Source organism: Anaeromassilibacillus senegalensis, assembly GCF_001261775.1.
GTDB classification, from domain to species: Bacteria; Bacillota; Clostridia; order Oscillospirales; family Acutalibacteraceae; genus Anaeromassilibacillus; species Anaeromassilibacillus senegalensis.
Genome location: NZ_LN868537.1, coordinates 511591 through 529908, shown reverse-complemented (window position 1 = coordinate 529908; position 18318 = coordinate 511591). Strand labels below are relative to the sequence as shown.

The window sequence follows — 18318 nt, the reverse complement described above, 5'->3', positions numbered from 1 at the left end:
TCTGACTGCTGTCCTTTTCTATGCCGAAGGTTCATGCTATAATAAATCATCAATCATAAAAACAAAATGACAGGAAGAGGACGTCTATGAAGCAAGTAACCATTGGCCCAAACGACGCGGGACAGCGTTTGGATAAATTTTTGACCAAAACCTACCCCAATTTGCCGCAATCGATGCTGTATAAGAGTATTCGAAAAAAAGACATCAAGTGCAACGGCAAGCGCTGTGAAATCTCCACTCGGCTGGTACAGGGCGACGTGCTGACCATGTACCTGAAGGACGAATTTTTCCAGCAGGCGCCCGAAGAATACGATTTTCTGAAAGCGCCCAATAAGCTCAACGTTCTGTTTGAAGATGAAAACCTGATGCTGCTGGATAAAAAGCCGGGATTGATCGTACATCCGGACGAACACTATCACTATGACTCCCTGATTGCACGCGTTCAGCATTATCTCTATGAAAAAGGAGAATACCAGCCGGCAAATGAGGCCTCTTTCGCTCCGGCACTGATCAACCGCATCGACCGCAATACCGGCGGCATCGTGATGGCAGCCAAAAACGCGGAAACGCTCCGCATCATGAACGAGAAGGTTAAGCACCGCGAGCTGACAAAACTGTACCTCTGTATTGTGTACGGGCATATGCCCAAAAAAGAAGATACGCTGGAGGCCTTCCTGGAAAAGAACGAAAGCCGCAACCGCGTGTATATCTCCAAAAAGCCGACCAGCGAGACGAAGAGCATCCGGACGCGTTACCGTGTCCTGAAGGAGCGCGGCGGTTACAGCCTGCTGGAAGTGGAACTCCTGACCGGGCGGACGCACCAGATCCGCGCCCATCTGGCCTACATTGGCCATCCCCTTGCCGGCGACGGAAAATATGGAACAAATGCGATTAATAAGGCCTGCGGATTTAAATATCAGGCGTTGTATTCCTATAAGCTGCGGTTTGATTTCTCCACCCCTGCCGGACTTTTGGACTACCTCAACGGGCGGGCGTTCGAAGCGAAAGAAATCTGGTTCCTGGATGGTTTTAAAAGCTGGGACTGACAACAGATACGCGCAAAAAAACACCGGTCAATTGACCGGTGTTTACCTTTATCTTGTCTTATTTTGTTTCAGCGGCCTGCGCACTCTCACGCTTCTTATCCTTATGATCATGCCACGCTACATACAGCGGACCTGCAATAAAGATGGAAGAATAGCAGCCAACCACAACGCCGACCATCATCGGCAGCGCAAAGGTGGTAACGGAGGTCAAACCGTAAACCGTTCCAACCACAAACACCGCCGCAATCGCAATGAAGGTGCTCAGGGAAGTAAAGATGGAACGGGTAAGGGTCTGATTGATGCTGGTGTCCACCAGCTGCGCATAGGTTGCCTTCGGCCCCATCAAGCGGCGATTTTCTCTGATACGGTCGTAAATGATAATCGTATTGTTCAAAGAATAGCCCAGGATGGTCAGTACAACCGCCATAAAGCTGTCGTTAATCGGCATGCGGAAAACCACGAAGGTAAAGTACACAATCAGCACGTCGTGCAGCAACGCGATAATCGCCATGATACCGGCTGTAACACCGCCGATCTTCTTAAAGCGGAAGCCGACGTACACAACCAGCAGGACAAACGCAATCAGGATCGCGATCGCACATTTAAGCAGGAAACTGCGGCCCATCGTCGGGTTAACAGAACTGGATTCGATGACTTCAAATTTGGAGTCCGGATGCTTTTCATCCAGAGCGGCGGCGATCGCCTGCTGCTGCTCCAGGGAGATGGAATCCGTTCCCGCAAAGGAAATGGAAACGCTGTTGTTGGCAATGGTCGGATCGTTTACCGTGGACATATCCTCATGGATACGCACACTGACGTCCTTGCCGGATGCATCTTTTACGATCTTCTCTACATCTTCCTGGGTAATGGAACCGCTGTAGGAGTACTTAATGACAGCACCGCCGGAAAATTGGATGTCCAGCTGCGTGCCAAAGATGATGTTAAAAATGAGGCCGATTGCCAGCACGGCTAAAGAGATTCCGAAGAAAAGTTTTTTCTTCTCACAAAACTGAAAATTGAACGTCTTCATTTCGCAGCACCTCCATATAACCATTTATTGCGGAAGCACTTGAACCCGGAGATGGATTTCAGCATCAAGCGGGATGCGCCAACGCCCATGATGAAGTTGCCGATGTTGCCAACCAGCAACGTGTAACCGAAGGAGTAAACCGAGCCGGTGGTGGACGGTCCAAACAGCATGGAGAGAATATTGGTCGGGCCGAAGACCATCATTAGGATCAAAGCGACCAAAATAGTGGTGATATTACCGTCAAAAATCGCCCAGAAGCTGTTTGCATTTCCCTTCTGAATTGCGCCATCAAGGGTCTTGCCCGCATTCAGTTCTTCCTTGATTCTGGTAAAGGTAATGATATTCGCATCCACGCCCATACCGATCGAAAGGATGATACCGGCAATACCAGGCAGCGTCATGGTAAAGCTGTTGATAAACGGCAGATAACCGGAAACCGCCGCGAAGCAGATCGCCATCTGGCCGATCAGGGCAATAATGGAAACAAAGCCCGGCAGACGATATACAATCAGCATCATCAGGCAGACCAGAATGAATCCGATCAAGCCCGCGATGGTCATCGCATCCAGAGCGGAAGCACCCAATGTGGGGCTGACCGTACTAAAGTTGGTGGTGACCAGTTTAAAGGGCAGTGCGCCCGCGTTGATTTTGTTGGCAAGGTCGGATGCATCGGACGCGGTGAAGCCGCCGGTGATGGAAGCTTTTCCGTCTGTGATCACCGCGTTGACTGTCGGCGCGGAAATCATTGTATCGTCCATCCAGATAGAGATGGTTTGTCCCTGCAGACGCTCTGTCGCCTCTGCGAATTTGGAAGTGCCTTCGCTGCTCAGCTCCAGGCCGACCTCGTATTCTGTCTGGCCGGTGCTCTGGTTCTGCGTCATCCGTGCAGTGGCGCTCTTAACGTCACTTCCCTGCAGAACAATGTTGGAATCCGTATATTCCGTACCTTCTCTGAAGGTCAGAAGCGCCGTTGCGGAAAGCTCCTGAATGGCATTCTCCGGATCAAACGTAGTTTCGTCGTTTTTCCACGGGAAACGCACAATAATGTGGTCCTGGTTATAGTCCACGTAAAGCTCATAGTCGGTGATGTTCTGGTTGACCAGACGCAGCTCAACAATTGCTTTAGCGGAATTCAACTGATCTTCCGTTGCCTTCACACCCTGTGTGTCCGGACTGAATGTTGCTTCAACGCCGCCGTTGATGTCGATTCCCCATCTGATATCGCTGGCACCTTTTATGTAGGTGATCCTGTTATCTCCGTTTTGACCATGTACCCCAAACAGAGAGGTATAGGCGAAAACCAAGATCAGGAGGGCGACGATGAAAAATACAGGTTTCTTTGCTCGCTTCATGCGTAAATCCTCCAATGTCTAATGGTTTCTGCGTTCCATCGCAGACGTAACAGGTTTAATTATAGAATTCTTATGCCGAAAAGTCAATCAATTTAGTACAAATAATCTAATAAAATTATAAATACTCCAATTTTTTGCTCAATGTTCCTAGGAAATATGAATATTTCGTGTCGATTCTGAAGAAAACGCAAAAACCGGCGGACGCCAGAACGCACCCGCCGGTCGCAATCGCATTTTATCCAGTTGGCTTACGCCTGCTCCAGCAGTTTTTCCACTGCTGCCAGCTGCACCGCTACACAGAATACATCCATCGCCATTTCCAGTTCGGAAACCGGCGGAAAGGTCGGCGCCACACGGATGTTGCTGTCTTTCGGATCTTTCCCATAGGGATAGGTTGCGCCGGCGCCAGTCAGTGTAACACCGGCCTCTTTGCAAAGCCCTACCACGCGCTTCGCGCAGCCGTCCAATACGTCGACGCTTACAAAATAACCGCCGTTCGGCCTGGTCCACCGCGCAACGTTTTTGCCGCTTAGATTCTCTTCCAGTTTTGCCTGAACCATCTGGAATTTGGGCTCCAGGATCGCACGGTGTTTTTCCATTTGCAGCCTCACGCCGTCCATATTTCCAAAGAAGTAAATATGGCGGAGCTGGTTCAACTTATCCGGGCCAATGGTCTGGAAAGAATAGTGCTCTCTGAACACCGCCAGGTTATGTTCACTTGCTCCCATGGCTGCAACGCCGGAACCCGGGAAGGTAATCTTGCTGGTGGACGCAAAGAAAATGGGCATATCGATGCTGTGCTGTTTGCGGCACTCGTGCCACAAATTTAGCAGCTGGTCGGGCGTATCCGTCAAATCATGTACGCAGTACGCATTATCCCAGAAAATCTTAAAGTCGGGCGCGGCGGGCTTCAGGGCTGCAAAGCGGCGGACCGTTTCATCGGAATAGGTAATACCCGTCGGATTGGAATACTTCGGTACACACCAGATTCCCTTTACTTGCGGATCATTTTGAATCAATGCATCGACCACATCCATATCCGGGCCCTCCGCCGTCATCGGAACCGGGATCATCTCAAAGCCAAAATATTCCGTGATGGCAAAGTGCCGGTCATAGCCGGGAGACGGGCACAGGAATTTTAAATGCCCCTGCTGTCCCCAGGGCTTGCTGCCCGGAAAACCGTGGGTCATCGCACAGGAAACCGCATCGAACATCATATTCAGGCTGGAATTCCCGCCCACAATAATATTATGGTCGTCGATTCCGAGCATTTGTGCAAACAGCTCGCGCATTTCCGGCAGGCCGTCCGCCAGGCCGTAGTTGCGGCAATCGTCGCCTGTGGAAGCTTTAATATTGGAAGAAGAATTCAAAAGGTCAAGCATCGGCATGGACAAATCCAGCTGTGCCAGGCTGGGCTTTCCCCTCGCCATATTCAGCTTCAGGCCCATCGCCTGAATGTCTTTGTAGCGTTTTTCCAGTTCCGCCTTGGCTCCTTGCAGTGCTTCCTTTGACATTGATCGGTAATCCAAAATGAGCATCTCCTTTAATTAAAATGCATTTTTTTCGTGTGGCCCTGCATCCATTTTAAAAGGCCTCTTTTACAATCTTCCTATATAATACTGAAAAATCAAAGAATCTGTGCCATAACAGACCTTTACTATTTTAATCCATCACATTTAAAAACGCAAGATAAAAAACAGCATCCTGCATTTTCTCTTATTTGACAAATTATTCGCAATCCCTTGTAAAAAATATTGTCCATAACGACGAGAAAACGCAGAAATAAAACCATACAAAAAATTACGCCGCATGAAACATTCCTCCACCTTTCATTATGCGGAGAATATTTCACGCGGCGCGCCGCTGTTTTTCCTTTATATATTGATTGTTTATGCAGGATGTCTAAACGCAAACCCCATTTTTAGAATTCCGCTGTACCAGTGGTCCGCGGGAAAGGCAGCACATCGCGGATATTGGAAATGCCGGTCAAGTACATCACCAGACGTTCAAAGCCCAAGCCAAATCCAGCGTGCTTTGTCCCGCCGTACTTGCGTAGGTCCAGATACCACCAGTAGTTTTCCTCTTCCAGATTAAAGTCCTTCATTCGCTGCAACAGAATATCCATGCGCTCCTCACGCTGGCTGCCGCCGATGATCTCGCCGATCCCGGGAACCAGCAAGTCTACCGCCGCGACGGTCTTTCCGTCGTCGTTCATGCGCATATAAAAAGCCTTGATTTCCTTTGGATAGTCGGTTACAAAGACCGGCTTTCCGAAAACCTGCTCTGTCAGATATTTTTCATGTTCGGTCTGGAGATCGGTTCCCCACTCCACTTTGTATTCAAATTTGTCGTTGTTCTTCATCAACAGGTCCACCGCTTCGGTGTAGGTAACACAGGCAAACTCAGAACTGACAACATTGTGCAGACGGTCCAAAAGGCCTTTGTCCACAAACTGATTGAAAAACGCGATATCCGCCGGACAAGTGTCCAAAACGTATTGAATGACGAATTTCATCATCGCTTCCGCAAGCTCCATATCGTCCTTCAAGTCTGCGAATGCAATCTCCGGCTCAATCATCCAGAATTCCGCCGCATGGCGCTGCGTATATGATTTTTCGGCACGGAAGGTTGGGCCAAAGGTATAAACTTTGCCGAAGGCCATCGCCATACACTCCGCCTCCAGCTGGCCGGAAACAGTGAGGGACGTACGTTTCTGGAAAAAGTCCTGGCTGTAATCCACGGTGCCATCCTCTGTGCGGGGCGGGTTCTCAGGATCCAGCGTCGTCACAGTAAACATCTCACCAGCGCCTTCACAGTCACTACCGGTAATCAGCGGCGTATGGGCATAGACAAATCCGTTTTCATGAAAGAATTTGTGAATCGCATAGGCAGCTGCGCTCCTGACACGGAACGCTGCACTGAATGTATTGGTACGAGGACGCAGATGCGCGATGGTACGCAGATATTCCATTGTATGGCGTTTTTTCTGCAACGGATACTCCGGCGTGGATGTACCTTCCACCGCGATTTCCATCGCATGGATTTCAAATGGCTGCTTTGCCTCCGGCGTCAACAGCAGCTCGCCGGTAACTACGATAGCCGAGCCAACATTCAACTTTGCGATATCCTTGTAATTGGAAAGCTTATCCGCTTCAAATACAACCTGCACGCCTTTGAAGCAGCTGCCGTCATTCAAATCGATAAAACCAAGGGCTTTGGAATCACGGATGGTACGCACCCAGCCGCAGACCAAAACAGACTTCCCGCCAAGCTCCTGTGCTTTTTTATAAAGCTCTGTGATTTCTGTACGCTTCAAAATACTTGTTCCCCCTGTTTTTTGTACAGCAATTCTGTTATTCTGCATTTTGCCGCACTTTTAATTGGTTTGTTTTTATATTATAACACGTTCTGGGAAGGTGCAAGTAAATTTTTGCATAATTTTGAAAAAAATTTCAAAAAACCTCTTGCTTTTTTGATACGCATCCGCTATAATAATCAAGCTGTCAGTTGCGGCGGCGTAAAATTGCATATGGAGAGGTATTCTAATGGTAAGGAGCCACATTGGAAATGTGGTGTGCCGCAAGGCATTGTGCGTTCGAGTCGCATCCTCTCCGCCAAAAAACAAGCACCTGTTTTCACAGGTGCTTGTTTTTTTATTGACCGATCTTGAATACAAATCTTCTTTGAGCCGTCTCTTCGTCGCCTCCATAGCGAGTCCAAATGCCAGTGCTCTGCCCCGGCTGTCCAATTGGGACCACCAGGAAAAACTGGCTGTCACCCTCCCGTTTGACCGGAATGACCGTCACAATGTCCGGCGTACCCGGATACAGCTCAATTTTCGCGGGATCCTCTGCTGTGCATTTCACCCCGTACCACTGTCCGCGCGTCTTTGTGACATCCATTGTAGTGTCGATGGAAATCGGGTTTGTTTTCGGCCAGTTATTCAGCCCCTCGTCCCGCACAATCTGCGGATAATCTTTAAGGCTGACATCCGTATCGCATTCGTTTTCCCCGCCGGTTGTAACGCCGGGCCACTCGCCCCCTGTTGCAGGAATATTATTCTGCCAAAGGCCGCAATCCAAATCCGGTTTTCTATATCCCGGTCGGGCATACCAAAATTCGTACTCTTTTAATTCATCTGGATAAATCATATGGTCGTGCCAGGATTTATTTACATAATATCCGGCAAGATATCCAGCTTTTTTTAATCCGTCGCAAACCGTCTTAATAATATCTGTGAGAACTCTGCGCGACGGCATACCGTGTTTTTCCTTGTAACCATCCGCGTCCTCCATATCCAGAACAACCGGAAACAGTGGTTTCCGATCTTTAACCAAGCGCAGAATATGTGCCAGCTCACTCCTGGCATCTTCTGTATTTAAAGCGTAGCTGTACAGATACGTTCCCCAAGGTATATTCAATTGCTCACATGCAGAAACATTGCCGGCAAATGAAGGGTCATCCTGGCTTGCCAGATCTTTTCCGTATCCGCATCGAAGCATGGCAAATTCCAGTCCGCCCTCTTTCGCCGTTTCCCATTCCACATGGTTGTCCGCACTGACGTCAATTCCTTTCAAAGTGCATCCTCCCTTATAAAGTTAGAGTCGAAGTCTTTTTCAGTATATGCTCTTCCAATCAACCTGGTGTTTGCAAGGCAAGCGACATTTTGACTTCTTTCCGCATACCTTTATTAAGGAAAGGAGGAAGTCACATGCGTTTTTATATCTGGCCACATCTTCCCGGCGGCCCCAATGGCCCTGGGACGCCTTTTCCTGGCTGGTTTCATCGTCCACCTCCGCCGCACGGACCTGGGCTTCCCGGGCCACCTCCAAAGCCGCCACATGGGCCAGGCCATCCACCTAAACCACCCCATTGGTAAAAACATTCTAAGAGAAATATTTTCCTTAAATTTTTTGTGTCCTCTCAGACAAAATAGTTTCGGGAGGTGTTGTTATGGAAAATATTTTCTCAAACACGCGGGATGAGAATGCCTATATGGAAAGTTTAAAAGCATTGCCAAAACAGTTTTCCGGCAGTGCAGCGCTTTACAGCAACAGTGTTTTCAGCGAATCAGCAGAGGTGCGGCAACAACTTGCCGAACATTTTGCAAACGAACCATAATGCATCTCTATTTTGGCAAAGGCGATATCTGTAGACGACGGAACCGCCTTTGCCCTCTCTTTGCCGCTTCACAATTGACAAAAAGCAAAATTTATGGTATTCTATATAGCCACAGCAAAGACGGAAAAGGGAGGCTTTTTTATGGCGGCCAAGTCTTTAAAAACCATCGCACAAAATAAAAAAGCCTATCACGACTACTTTGTCGAGGAAAGTATGGAAGCTGGAATTGAACTGTGCGGCACAGAGGTAAAATCTCTGCGGCGCGGGCAGTGCAACTTGAAAGATGCCTGGTGTTCGGTTGTCAACGGCGAATTGGTCGTTAATGGATTTCACATCAGCGCCTATGAGCAGGGTAACATTTTTAATAAGGATCCTATGCGCGTACGAAGACTTCTGATGCACAAAAGGGAAATCATGCGGTTGTTTGGGCTTGTTAAACAGGACGGTTACTCTTTGATCCCGCTTTCCGTGTATTTTAAGGACTCACTGGTTAAAGTACAAGTTGGCCTCTGTCGTGGCAAAAAGCTTTATGATAAGCGGCAGGATTTGGCCGCAAAAGCAGCTAAGCGCGATATTGACCGGGCGATGAAAGAAAAAAATCGTTAAACCCTTATATATGGGGCTGTAAAGGTTTCGACGGGGATTGTGAACCCTGGTAAGCGAGTAGCGGCGCGGACCCGCTTTAAAAGCCGCAATCTTAAAATTAAACGACAACAATACTGTTGCGTACGCAGCCTAATTAGGCTGCCGTCTCTACCGGGAGCACCGCGGCCCGGATAGAGGCGTCGATGAGCGGTGAACGTGAACAAGGGAACGCCTTTACCCCTGTCACGGCTTAAAGGCTACTAAAGCACTGAGCCTGCCTGTGGGCGCTGTGTAGAGGGAATGTGAAAACATCGGCTACACTCGTAGAAGGCCTGGGCAAGCGGTTCTCGGACAGGAGTTCGATTCTCCTCAGCTCCACCACTTAACCTCTCAGAAAATCGGCATAAATGCTGGATTTTTTGAGAGGTTTTCTTTTTGTAGTTACACCTTTGGTCGTTGTCTGGTCGTTATAAGGTGAGCGTGTTTGTTTTCAAGTAATTCATGGTCATTATTTCACTATTGTGTCAAATCATTTATATTTTTAAACGCGCTTAAGCCGCCTTTCTTATCCACAGTATAATTCAAGATAACAAATTAATTATTATCGATTATATAGAATTATATTCTTTGCGTGCGAACCTAAAGCTCACATAGATTTCCTTGGAGATTCGCACCTCGCATAAATCCTGGATTTTTCGATAATTCGTTCTTACCCGGTATATTTATTTTCTGTTTTCCGTAAGATTCGCACTTTTGGGCTTTACAACCCGCATGGATACTGGGTATAATAGGGGTGCAGTCAAAACCCACGCCCCGTAAGGGGACGGAAGTAACAAAGTATAGCCCGTTGTCACACTTAAAATAGTCAAAACCCACGCCCCGTAAGGGGACGGAAGTGATCCACGGCTTACGGCAATCCCCGTTAAAACACGTCAAAACCCACGCCCCGTAAGGGGACGGAAGTGGTTGCCGCAAAAACCCTGCATTATTACTGCATGGTCAAAACCCACGCCCCGTAAGGGGACGGAAGTTTCGCCAAGGACAAGTATCATTGCGACTTCGTTGTCAAAACCCACGCCCCGTAAGGGGACGGAAGTCGTCAGACGGGGACCTTTCTTTTTAGTTGCCTCGTCAAAACCCACGCCCCGTAAGGGAACGGAAACTGCTCCTCGATGTACAGGCACCGCCCAAACGGGCAGTCAAAACCCACGCCCCGTAAGGGGACGGAAACTTTATTATGCCTCCGGCCTCACGGGTTGGTGGTCTGGTCAAAACCCACGCCCCGTAAGGGGACGGAAACGTTATGCTGTTAATATGAGTAGCAGCAGGGTTAGGGTTAAAACCCACGCCCCGTAAGGGGACGGAAACACCTTGGCGACGTCGAGATTGTTGAGATCCATAAGTCAAAACCCACGCCCCGTAAGGGGACGGAAACCATAACATCGTCATTCGATTTTATATGGTGGATAAGGTCAAAACCCACGCCCCGTAAGGGGACGGAAACCATAACATCGTCATTCGATTTTATATGGTGGATAAGGTCAAAACCCACGCCCCGTAAGGGGACGGAAACAATTTTTTGTTTTTTGGTGTTGTAATCCTTTTCAGTCAAAACCCACGCCCCGTAAGGGGACGGAAACCAGAGCGAACATACAATATTCAAGTTCAGACATAGGGTTTAACTCCGTGCCCTGTAAGGGGGAAAATAAACAAGGCGCCTATCCCATAAGCATATGAGCTTGGGATAGACGCCTTATTTATCTCTTTTAGAATTTACCATGAATGTTTTCGCATTATAAGTACAATATAACAAAAATTCTCGATTCTTTATTGGTTCTCCTTTTCAAATTTTATGTCTGTCAACGTTGCGTTTGCATAGTCACGTATATCAATCGCTGGGACTGTTCCTATTTTATAAAGCTCGTCCAATATCATGTAAAAGAAAGCAAGAACGGTTTCTTCCTCTGTACTGCAGACCCAGGATAAAAATTTTTTATCTTCATCTCTTTTAACCAAGAACGAATGCTTCTTGATGGCACATCCTACGTCTATGTAATGAAATTCTCTCATATAAGATTCAATGGCATTCTTTTCGACTGATCTGATGGCAAGTATTCCGCCAATAATGGGTGGTAGCCCCCTTGCAGGCAGTTCTTTTCCCGCACTGATGATACCTCTCGAAGTTCTACGCAGGGTTTCAACGCTTTGAATTTTTTTATTCGTATATCCAATCGTTCCTTTATTGATTTCAGGCTTTGAGTCGAACACCGCATACACGCTTTCTGCCGTAATAAATTTCTCCCCTGCATCTGTTCCAAAGATGAGCGGCGAATAAAGCGCGTCGTAGATTATCACATCAATCTGCTCACTAATACTTCCCTCGCAATCAAATACAAATCCTTTATCGACCGCAAATTTACTGGGCAGAAAGCTTCTAAAAAAGTCAATCCAAGCGCCTTCGCAATGGTCTCCTTTTGTTACTGGATGACTAAATAAAACGTCCAGTTTGGCTTCCAGCAACGTCTGTTTTGTTTTGAGCAATGATTTTATGTTCGTTTTAATCATATTAAATTCCTTTTTAAGTCTCGTCCAAACGTTTCTTCTACTTTGCAGCCGCCCATTCCCAGTGCGGTTTTGATCCCGATTCCGGTCAGCGGCGCCGCGTTCATCAGCAGGCGAAACAACCGCCGCATCGGCTCCGGCCCATGGATCGCCAGCCGCACCCACCCGGTGAATCCCTGTACACAGGACGCTTTCATTCGATACTTTTTTGCATGCAGGGAATAGGTTGTAATCTTGGCCGCGCCGGCCAGCTGCGCGATGACTTTCTCATCCTCTAAAACAACGTCGCTGCCCAACTGCGCAAAGCGGGCCACGGCGCTTTTTACGATCAATTCCGCTGTGGGATATAACGCATAGTGTTCTTCCGTTTTAAACGTGGTCGGGGTTAAAAAATTCATCTTGTAAGAGGTGGGGATTTCCAACGCGGTGAAGCACTGCTCAACCGTATCCGCAGTCAAAAACGGTTCCTGCTCCGCTCTCCGGATTCGGATCTGCTTCTCTCCACCGCGCAAAAGGACCGGTTTGGATGGGCACAGCAGAGGCGTGATCTCCCGAGCCGCCTCCTCTGTAAAAAGATTCCAATGGTATTCCGCCCGGAACGGCGTATCCCGCTGTACAAACAGGTATTGAGAAAAAGGGCGCATATTACTCTCGTGCAATTGATCCGCAAAATCTGGAGAAACGCGCTCCATCAGCCAGCCGTACAGGCAGTAGGCGTCCTCGGGGACAAGGGGAACCTGCCGGGTTTCTTCCAGCTCCAAACACATTTTAACCACCGAACCGCACCTCGCACTTCCCCATTAATACTCTTTCTCCGCAGTAGGTGCATTTAAGCCGGTGCGGCGAAACGCTTTCACCCTTATTATGGCCTCCCCTCTTATAAAGGAATTGCAATAGTCGGGCCGTACCAGGAGTCACTTTATCTCCCAGCAGTTGCAGCAGCAGCGTTTTCGAGTGGAAGCCGCAGCCGCCGCCCAAATAGAGTACACAGCGTTTATCCTCTGCGGCAAACTCAAATCCTCTAAACTTTTTGACAACCTCTCGGTTTTGCAGAATATAAAAGTTCTTAATGGCTTTCTCAATATAGATCCTGTCAATTTTTGTGTCCTTTAAAATATCCATATCCAGCGTCATAGTGAATCGCACGTCCGTACCGGGCTTTAGACACTCCCTTAGTAAATGAATATACGACGGATTTTTGCCCCCCACATCGTAGTCGATTTTTCGGCACAATGTTAATGTACAAGCATTTAGAGGCTTGCTGTCTGAAATAGATATTCCCCGCATGATGGACCTCAATGCGTCGCTATCATCTGCAACCAAATTCAGCTTTAATTTATGTAGACAAGCTTGTTCTATAGATTGCATCTGCTTTGCTAAATTTTCTATTTTTTTATTATCCATTGTTGGATTGGACAATGTTTCTCTTAGTTGATTGCATAGATCGACCACTTCCTGCATGCTCGCATCCTCTGCGTCGTCTTGAATTATCTGGTTCAACAACGCTGTGCGGATCGCGCCTTTCAAGCTGCTTCCAGGGATGTATGGACTCCCATAAGGATCCTTCATCATGAGGTTAATAGGGAGAAATTTATCACTCTGATTATTTGCTGCCTGGCCGGCTATCTGTGATAAATTGCTTTTTTGCCGCCGTATTACTCTTATATCCTTATCTCCATATACCCTCTCTACTGTATAGAGGACAAGCTTTCTCCACTCTTCTTTTTTGTCATTACCCCGAAGCCATTCATATAAATCTTTCTCTTCGCTCGTCACAAATGTAAAATATGCATCGTCCAAACCGCGCTTAACCAGCCATGGAAGGAACTTCTTCGTGTCCAAAACGTATACGCAGTTTTTATCCAGGTCAAGTACGTATTCCTTTTTCATCAATTGCTGCCCGCACCCAATATGCACGGGTGTCAGAACGTGCAGCGTCAGCGGGATTGTTAAGAGGTTCATACATCCACCCCCAAAAAGATCGGTTTTAACAGCCGGTACGCCGGGCGGCATCCCTCTGGCGCAACATTGGCCACTTCTCCGGAAAACCGCTTTTCAAAGCAGGATCCGGCAGCAAACGCGTATATGGTGCGCTTTTTGTACCCCATCCCATCGACAAATCCGCCCCTTCGGCACAAGGCGTATGCGGCAGTAGGAATCACTTCTTCCAACTCCCCGTCCGTTGGAAAAGAAGTGTTCAGTGTTATCCAGTGCTCGGCGCCCTCCTTGGTAATCCCCTTATACAGCGAAGGGCATACGTCAGCCAACGCGCCGCAGCGCTCCAACCGGAACGTTCCAAAGCCCATGCTCCGCTTTCCGCCTACACCGCTGACGCTTAGGGACTCCAACAGCGATTCTACTTCGATGCGCAGTTCCTCCGTTTCAAACGCTAAGAGGACGTACAGTCCGCAGTTCACATTAAACCGTATGCTGTTGACTAAATACGGGTCCGGGTCTTCCTTTCCGCGCACCGCGGCGCAGGTGCGCTCGTCCGGAAAGTACAGGTCTTTGCAGGTGTCCGCGAAGCCTTGGTCCAGCGGTTTTGCGCCCTGTAAAAACGCGAGATAACCGTTCCATTTTGAAAGCGGGATATACGGAATCTTTTTTAGCTGCTTTCGCTGTTTCGACTCCATCGGCACAGTTCCCTCTCTACGGAGAAGCATGGGCTTTGGCAGAAACAGCTCCCTGTCCCGGAAAGGCAGGCCGTCCGATACCAAAAGGCGTCCCGCCTCCGCCTCGCCGATAAGTCGATTTAATATGTTATCATCGCTACGCGCCGCCTCTACACACAGCGCGGCAAACAGCGTATCAGAACGGAGCTGCATGTCGGACGATTGCAATACATTGCGGCCTTCTTCCCGCCCCAGATGCACGGAACCATTGAAATGAAACTTATACAGATATTGTTCCATCATGTTTCTCACCATTTATTATATTTTTCAATACTCCCAAATCCCCTTTGTACCCCACCGCTTCCAATTGTAATTTTGAAAACGCGATACGACCGCTACCCCGCGTCCCGTGGCCGCCCAGATAATCCTGCTGCAACAACTTAATTCCATCCGCCAGCGTTTCAAAATCCTCTGCAATCTCTTTTCGGATTTGTTCTTCCGCTTTTTTCGGCTTCGTTTTTGCATCGACTCCTTGCAGGAAGAATCGCTCCACCGTATAGAACAGGTTAAAATCAAAAACTGTTCCACGAATGATGCGCTCCATGGATCGTGGATTCGCCTGACCGGTGGCACGGGTGATGGTGTTTTCTGTTTTCACCTCTGTTGCACCGCTATCCGGCAAATTCTTCAGACAGCCTTCCGACAAAAAGCAATCCACAAATTGCAGGCGGGAGGGGATCGCCGGCGTATCTTTGTCTTTGGCAGTGCATCCAAACAACCGCACTATCATTTGAGGGTCCTGACTCGGCTCCTCTAAGATATATTTATCAGTTTTGGATTTAACGAGCAGGGTGCGCATCTTCCCCTTCAGGCTGCTTCCCGGAATGATGGGCTGCTGCGTCATCGGGTCTCGGACAACCGGGGAATTTGTCGCGCCGATGGCTGCATAGACGTCCGAAGCGCCGATGTGCAGGCCGGTGACAACTTCTATCTGCCCTGTGATTTTAATTTTTTCCAACATGCTTTTTCCCTCTCAATCCTTACTTTTGCTGTAATAATAATGATACGCTACCAAAGCCTCCATATAATTTGCATAGCGCGTAAAAAGTTCTTTGTTTATCTTTCCTTCAGCGTCCAAATTCTCGGTAAGCCAGTTAAGACCAGTTAGGAGCTCTGTCTTCAATAAAAACTTTGCTACATCGGAATTTCTACCTGCATCGTAGACCATTCTTACTTTAACATTAGTCAAATCCGATACAGCAATATTTTGTCCCGCACGCATTTTATTGTAAACCCGCGTAATAAGAGCATACAAGTTTCTCATCTGGCTGGTGGTTAGTTTATGATAATCGATGATAGGTCTCAGGTTCTTTTGATCCTCTGAACGAGCATATGATTTCATCTTTTCATCTGCCATTTTGACATAATCACGATCATCTATTAAATATTCCGGCTTATTTATATTCTCTTTTTCGTTGTCTTTCATGTCATCCTTCCCGCCTTTCCGTTTCTGCTCTTGTTCCGTCTGCTTTAAAGGGATATCGTACTCTTGCCCCAGTACTTCCCGCCAATCACGCTCCATCTTCTCGCTCCTCTTTCCGCGATTTACGGACCATGCACAAGTATAATTCTATGGCCGTCAATAACATCCCACGACTTATATCATCACGCACCCAGCGGTACAAATCAACAGACAGGACTGCATACAAATCCGCAAGCTTCGGATCTTTCTTGCCCGGCTCCATACGCGCCAACAAATATGCAAACCGTGCCAAGTTCATTTTTTCAGCCGGATTTTTGTCCAGTTCTTCCGCAAACCGTTTCAATTGATAGAGAAAGGCTGTTCCTCCACCGCTATCTTGTCCAAAGGTCTTATCAAAGTAGACCTCCAATCGCTGAAGCTTGTCTTTCACCACATTTTCTTTGAAAAGAGGCCATGTATATTTATGCCTTGCAATGGAACACATCTTATCCCCTGTCCCCTGTCGTAATTCCATGCCAAACAGAGCCAATCCATTTTTTAATCTATTAATATTTTTGGCCTCGCTCTCCAATATAGCTGTGTCCTCCGCCATTGCATAGATGGGATAGTGGTACGGAAACAGACCGACGCCCGCAGAAAAGGTCAACTTTCCACCCGTAAAGCCCCGGAAACAATTGTATATGTCCACGGACAACTCCACGATCTCATTCCATGGACCGACCAGAAACATATCGTCCCCACCCGCGTAAACAACAATCGCTTTGCGTTCCCAAGCGATTCCCTCATCTTTTTTCAGAAGATGGAACTGACCGTATTTTCCCTTCAAAATTTCTGTCAGGTACATTTTGAAAAATTGTGTCAACAGCTGGGACAGGGACGCCGTCAGCGCCAGCCCGGAGCCACACGTTCCATCTCGCAGATTCCGCTCAAAGCCCTTGGTAAAAGTGCTTCCCAGGTTGTCCACATCCGCCCGGAGGACACCAAGCCGCTTGATTCCCCGCGCCCACTTCGCCAGCTCCTCAAAGGTCGGCATGGTCACGCCGTCCGCCGTATAGGCGTAAGAGCCCAGCGGGAGTGGCAGGTGTTTTCCATCCGCCGCATAGACGCGGACCGACGTACCCGCCATTGCTTTTTGGAGGTCTTTCAGCCTGTCCTCCTCCAGCATATATACAAACCAATCCTTACCGTCCGCAGAAGGAACGGTCAAATGGTTTTGTTTATCCTTCCATACGGCGCCGCAAATCGCCGCGACACGGCCGTCGTTCACCAGACCCGCCGACACATCTCGGAATTCCCGACAGACTTCACACAGACCTTTATCGTCCACCAGAAGTCTGCTTCCCGCGCAGACTCGGCATTCTCTCCCCGCATCGTGCATCTTTTGCGCATTCAGGTTCCGCAAATCTTCCGCGTCGAACCGGCGGCTCTTGCGCTCCTCTAGCTTTTGGTCCAGGCGGGCAAAAATCGCCTGATAGGTCCCCGGCTCTTTGTTCTGCAATTCGACCCCCGAACAGGGCTCCCACGCGTACAGGAATTGCAGTGCATCGGAAAATCGGTTCCGCAGCCAGCGGTTGATATTCCGCAGGCAAGTCTCCAGAATATTGACGGTTTCCAACGTATTGGGCAGGAGAGCATAGCTGCTCCCACCCCCGACATACAGGACATGCGCGCGGCACAGCCCCAGCTGGTTCAGCAGCTCTGTCATCAAATGCTCTTCCAGCAGGTCCAGATAAAACGACCGGCTTCGCAGGGACTTTAACACGCCTTTACCAGAGATCGTGTATAAAAACTTTTGGATTCCCGGCAGGCCGCAGGTCATCAGCAGGAACGGCTTTTCCTCACTGGAGTCTCTCAGGCATCTGGCCAGACAGGTTTCCAGACGCGTTTTCTGGTAGAGGGATACGCCGGGAACGGCGGACGGGTAATAGGACAGGTGTTTTCTGCAAACTTCGAGAGCCCACTCCGGATCCCCTTTTGTCTGGAGTAGCCCCTCCAAGCAAACCTCCAATCGCTCCGAAAACGCCTTCGCTGGTACTTCCCGTTCGGTGGGATACTGCAGCTCCTCAGCCGGGCCTGGATAAAAAGTTTTTTCTTCCCGCCCACCGTTGAGCAAATAAAAAACTGACTGGAGCCCCCGGCCAGAGTTCTCCCGCCATTCCTTTCCGGCGACGATTTCACTCGCCTGTTCTATCCATTTTTGTTCCTCTTCTGATGCGTCCATATCGTCCCACAGACTTTTGTACAGAACCTGCAAGCCCTGCTGCTCACATTCTGGCCTCAACGTGTATAATAGGCAGCGCCATTCAAAATTATCTTCTTTCATACTTCCTCCTCTCCGCGTGAGCTTTTTCGACTCTTTGCGTTCCTTTTGGCCATATTACCACTTTTTTCTATATCGCGCAATATAATTTAAATTAATTTGTATATAATTTTATGTTGAAACAGAAAGTATTAATCTATTTTAAACATGTGCGAATACCAAGCAAACATAAATTTGCTGGTTGATTCGCACCTCGCTTAATTCCTG

16 protein-coding genes, 1 tRNA gene and 1 other RNA gene are annotated in these 18318 nt (G+C 48.4%); 5 read left to right on the top strand and 13 right to left on the bottom strand.

Annotated features, from left to right (window positions below):
* The first annotated feature begins 86 nt into the window (after positions 1–86).
* The gene (locus BN2106_RS08190) at positions 87–1046 is read left to right on the top strand and encodes an RluA family pseudouridine synthase (protein ID WP_050698064.1); all 960 of its coding nucleotides are present in this window, start codon (positions 87–89) and stop codon (positions 1044–1046) included.
* Between the two features lie 58 nt (positions 1047–1104).
* On the opposite strand, the gene secF is transcribed toward BN2106_RS08190, so the two are convergent.
* From secF to asnS, 4 genes are all read right to left on the bottom strand, one after another.
* Positions 1105–2076: a protein translocase subunit SecF gene (secF, locus tag BN2106_RS08185; protein ID WP_050698063.1), complete on the bottom strand. Its 972-nt coding sequence runs from the start codon at positions 2074–2076 to the stop codon at positions 1105–1107.
* On the bottom strand, positions 2073–3428 hold the full coding sequence (locus BN2106_RS08180) for a preprotein translocase subunit SecD (RefSeq protein ID WP_050698062.1): 1356 nt from the start codon (positions 3426–3428) through the stop codon (positions 2073–2075). Before BN2106_RS08180 ends, secF begins: the two co-directional genes overlap by 4 nt.
* A gap of 248 nt (positions 3429–3676) precedes the next feature.
* Complete coding sequence (locus BN2106_RS08175; protein ID WP_050698061.1) at positions 3677–4966, bottom strand: aspartate aminotransferase type Ic; 1290 nt, start codon at positions 4964–4966, stop codon at positions 3677–3679.
* A gap of 383 nt (positions 4967–5349) precedes the next feature.
* On the bottom strand, positions 5350–6747 hold the full coding sequence (gene asnS / locus BN2106_RS08170; protein ID WP_407921745.1) for an asparagine--tRNA ligase: 1398 nt from the start codon (positions 6745–6747) through the stop codon (positions 5350–5352).
* 212 nt (positions 6748–6959) lie between these two features.
* Here asnS and BN2106_RS08165 point away from each other — a divergent pair.
* Positions 6960–7045: transfer RNA gene (locus BN2106_RS08165), tRNA-Ser, on the top strand.
* A gap of 36 nt (positions 7046–7081) precedes the next feature.
* Here BN2106_RS08165 and BN2106_RS08160 read toward each other — a convergent pair.
* A complete protein-coding gene (locus BN2106_RS08160) occupies positions 7082–8005 on the bottom strand; it encodes a GH25 family lysozyme (protein ID WP_050698059.1) in 924 nt (307 codons plus the stop codon).
* A gap of 39 nt (positions 8006–8044) precedes the next feature.
* On the bottom strand, positions 8045–8287 hold the full coding sequence (locus BN2106_RS08155) for a hypothetical protein (protein ID WP_050698058.1): 243 nt from the start codon (positions 8285–8287) through the stop codon (positions 8045–8047).
* 94 nt (positions 8288–8381) lie between these two features.
* Between BN2106_RS08155 and BN2106_RS16135 the strand changes: the two genes are divergently transcribed.
* From BN2106_RS16135 to ssrA, 3 genes are all read left to right on the top strand, one after another.
* Entirely contained in the window at positions 8382–8549 is a 168-nt protein-coding gene (locus BN2106_RS16135; RefSeq protein ID WP_154666456.1) for a hypothetical protein, read from the top strand.
* Positions 8550–8690: 141 nt separating this feature from the next.
* A complete protein-coding gene (gene smpB / locus BN2106_RS08150) occupies positions 8691–9155 on the top strand; it encodes an SsrA-binding protein SmpB (RefSeq protein WP_050698057.1) in 465 nt (154 codons plus the stop codon).
* Between the two features lie 12 nt (positions 9156–9167).
* Positions 9168–9515: a transfer-messenger RNA gene (ssrA, locus tag BN2106_RS15590) on the top strand.
* 1446 nt (positions 9516–10961) lie between these two features.
* Here ssrA and BN2106_RS08145 read toward each other — a convergent pair.
* From BN2106_RS08145 to cas10, 7 genes are read right to left on the bottom strand one after another with little or no spacing between them, the layout of a single operon-like run.
* Positions 10962–11699 carry a DUF6602 domain-containing protein gene (locus BN2106_RS08145; protein WP_050698056.1) on the bottom strand — a complete coding sequence of 246 codons (738 nt, stop codon included), beginning with the start codon at positions 11697–11699 and terminating at the stop codon, positions 10962–10964.
* On the bottom strand, positions 11696–12463 hold the full coding sequence (gene cas6 / locus BN2106_RS08140) for a CRISPR system precrRNA processing endoribonuclease RAMP protein Cas6 (RefSeq protein WP_050698055.1): 768 nt from the start codon (positions 12461–12463) through the stop codon (positions 11696–11698). Before cas6 ends, BN2106_RS08145 begins: the two co-directional genes overlap by 4 nt.
* Before the next feature lies 1 nt (position 12464).
* The gene (gene csm5, locus BN2106_RS08135; protein WP_050698054.1) at positions 12465–13658 is read right to left on the bottom strand and encodes a type III-A CRISPR-associated RAMP protein Csm5; all 1194 of its coding nucleotides are present in this window, start codon (positions 13656–13658) and stop codon (positions 12465–12467) included.
* Positions 13655–14611, bottom strand: a complete 957-nt coding sequence (gene csm4 / locus BN2106_RS08130; RefSeq protein WP_050698053.1) for a type III-A CRISPR-associated RAMP protein Csm4 — start codon at positions 14609–14611, stop codon at positions 13655–13657. The genes csm5 and csm4 overlap by 4 nt, the downstream gene beginning before the upstream one ends.
* Entirely contained in the window at positions 14589–15329 is a 741-nt protein-coding gene (gene csm3 / locus BN2106_RS08125; RefSeq protein ID WP_050698052.1) for a type III-A CRISPR-associated RAMP protein Csm3, read from the bottom strand. The genes csm4 and csm3 overlap by 23 nt, the downstream gene beginning before the upstream one ends.
* 12 nt (positions 15330–15341) lie before the next feature.
* A complete protein-coding gene (gene csm2, locus BN2106_RS08120) occupies positions 15342–15890 on the bottom strand; it encodes a type III-A CRISPR-associated protein Csm2 (RefSeq protein WP_050698051.1) in 549 nt (182 codons plus the stop codon).
* Positions 15880–18114 (bottom strand): type III-A CRISPR-associated protein Cas10/Csm1, encoded by a 2235-nt coding sequence (gene cas10 / locus BN2106_RS08115; RefSeq protein ID WP_050698050.1) that lies wholly within the window; start codon positions 18112–18114, stop codon positions 15880–15882. The genes csm2 and cas10 overlap by 11 nt, the downstream gene beginning before the upstream one ends.
* Between the last annotated feature and the right edge of the window lie 204 nt (positions 18115–18318).

Coding starts and splice junctions, on each gene's coding strand:
- cas6 (WP_050698055.1), bottom strand. CDS start 12,463: ATGTGTTTGGAGCTGGAAGAAACCCGGCAGGTTCCCCTTGTCCCCGAG.
- csm2 (WP_050698051.1), bottom strand. CDS start 15,890: ATGGAGCGTGATTGGCGGGAAGTACTGGGGCAAGAGTACGATATCCCT.
- csm3 (WP_050698052.1), bottom strand. CDS start 15,329: ATGTTGGAAAAAATTAAAATCACAGGGCAGATAGAAGTTGTCACCGGC.
- csm4 (WP_050698053.1), bottom strand. CDS start 14,611: ATGATGGAACAATATCTGTATAAGTTTCATTTCAATGGTTCCGTGCAT.
- csm5 (WP_050698054.1), bottom strand. CDS start 13,658: ATGAACCTCTTAACAATCCCGCTGACGCTGCACGTTCTGACACCCGTG.
- BN2106_RS08180 (WP_050698062.1), bottom strand. CDS start 3,428: ATGAAGCGAGCAAAGAAACCTGTATTTTTCATCGTCGCCCTCCTGATC.
- BN2106_RS08175 (WP_050698061.1), bottom strand. CDS start 4,966: ATGCTCATTTTGGATTACCGATCAATGTCAAAGGAAGCACTGCAAGGA.
- BN2106_RS16135 (WP_154666456.1), top strand. CDS start 8,382: ATGGAAAATATTTTCTCAAACACGCGGGATGAGAATGCCTATATGGAA.
- secF (WP_050698063.1), bottom strand. CDS start 2,076: ATGAAGACGTTCAATTTTCAGTTTTGTGAGAAGAAAAAACTTTTCTTC.
- cas10 (WP_050698050.1), bottom strand. CDS start 18,114: ATGAAAGAAGATAATTTTGAATGGCGCTGCCTATTATACACGTTGAGG.
- BN2106_RS08190 (WP_050698064.1), top strand. CDS start 87: ATGAAGCAAGTAACCATTGGCCCAAACGACGCGGGACAGCGTTTGGAT.
- BN2106_RS08145 (WP_050698056.1), bottom strand. CDS start 11,699: ATGATTAAAACGAACATAAAATCATTGCTCAAAACAAAACAGACGTTG.
- smpB (WP_050698057.1), top strand. CDS start 8,691: ATGGCGGCCAAGTCTTTAAAAACCATCGCACAAAATAAAAAAGCCTAT.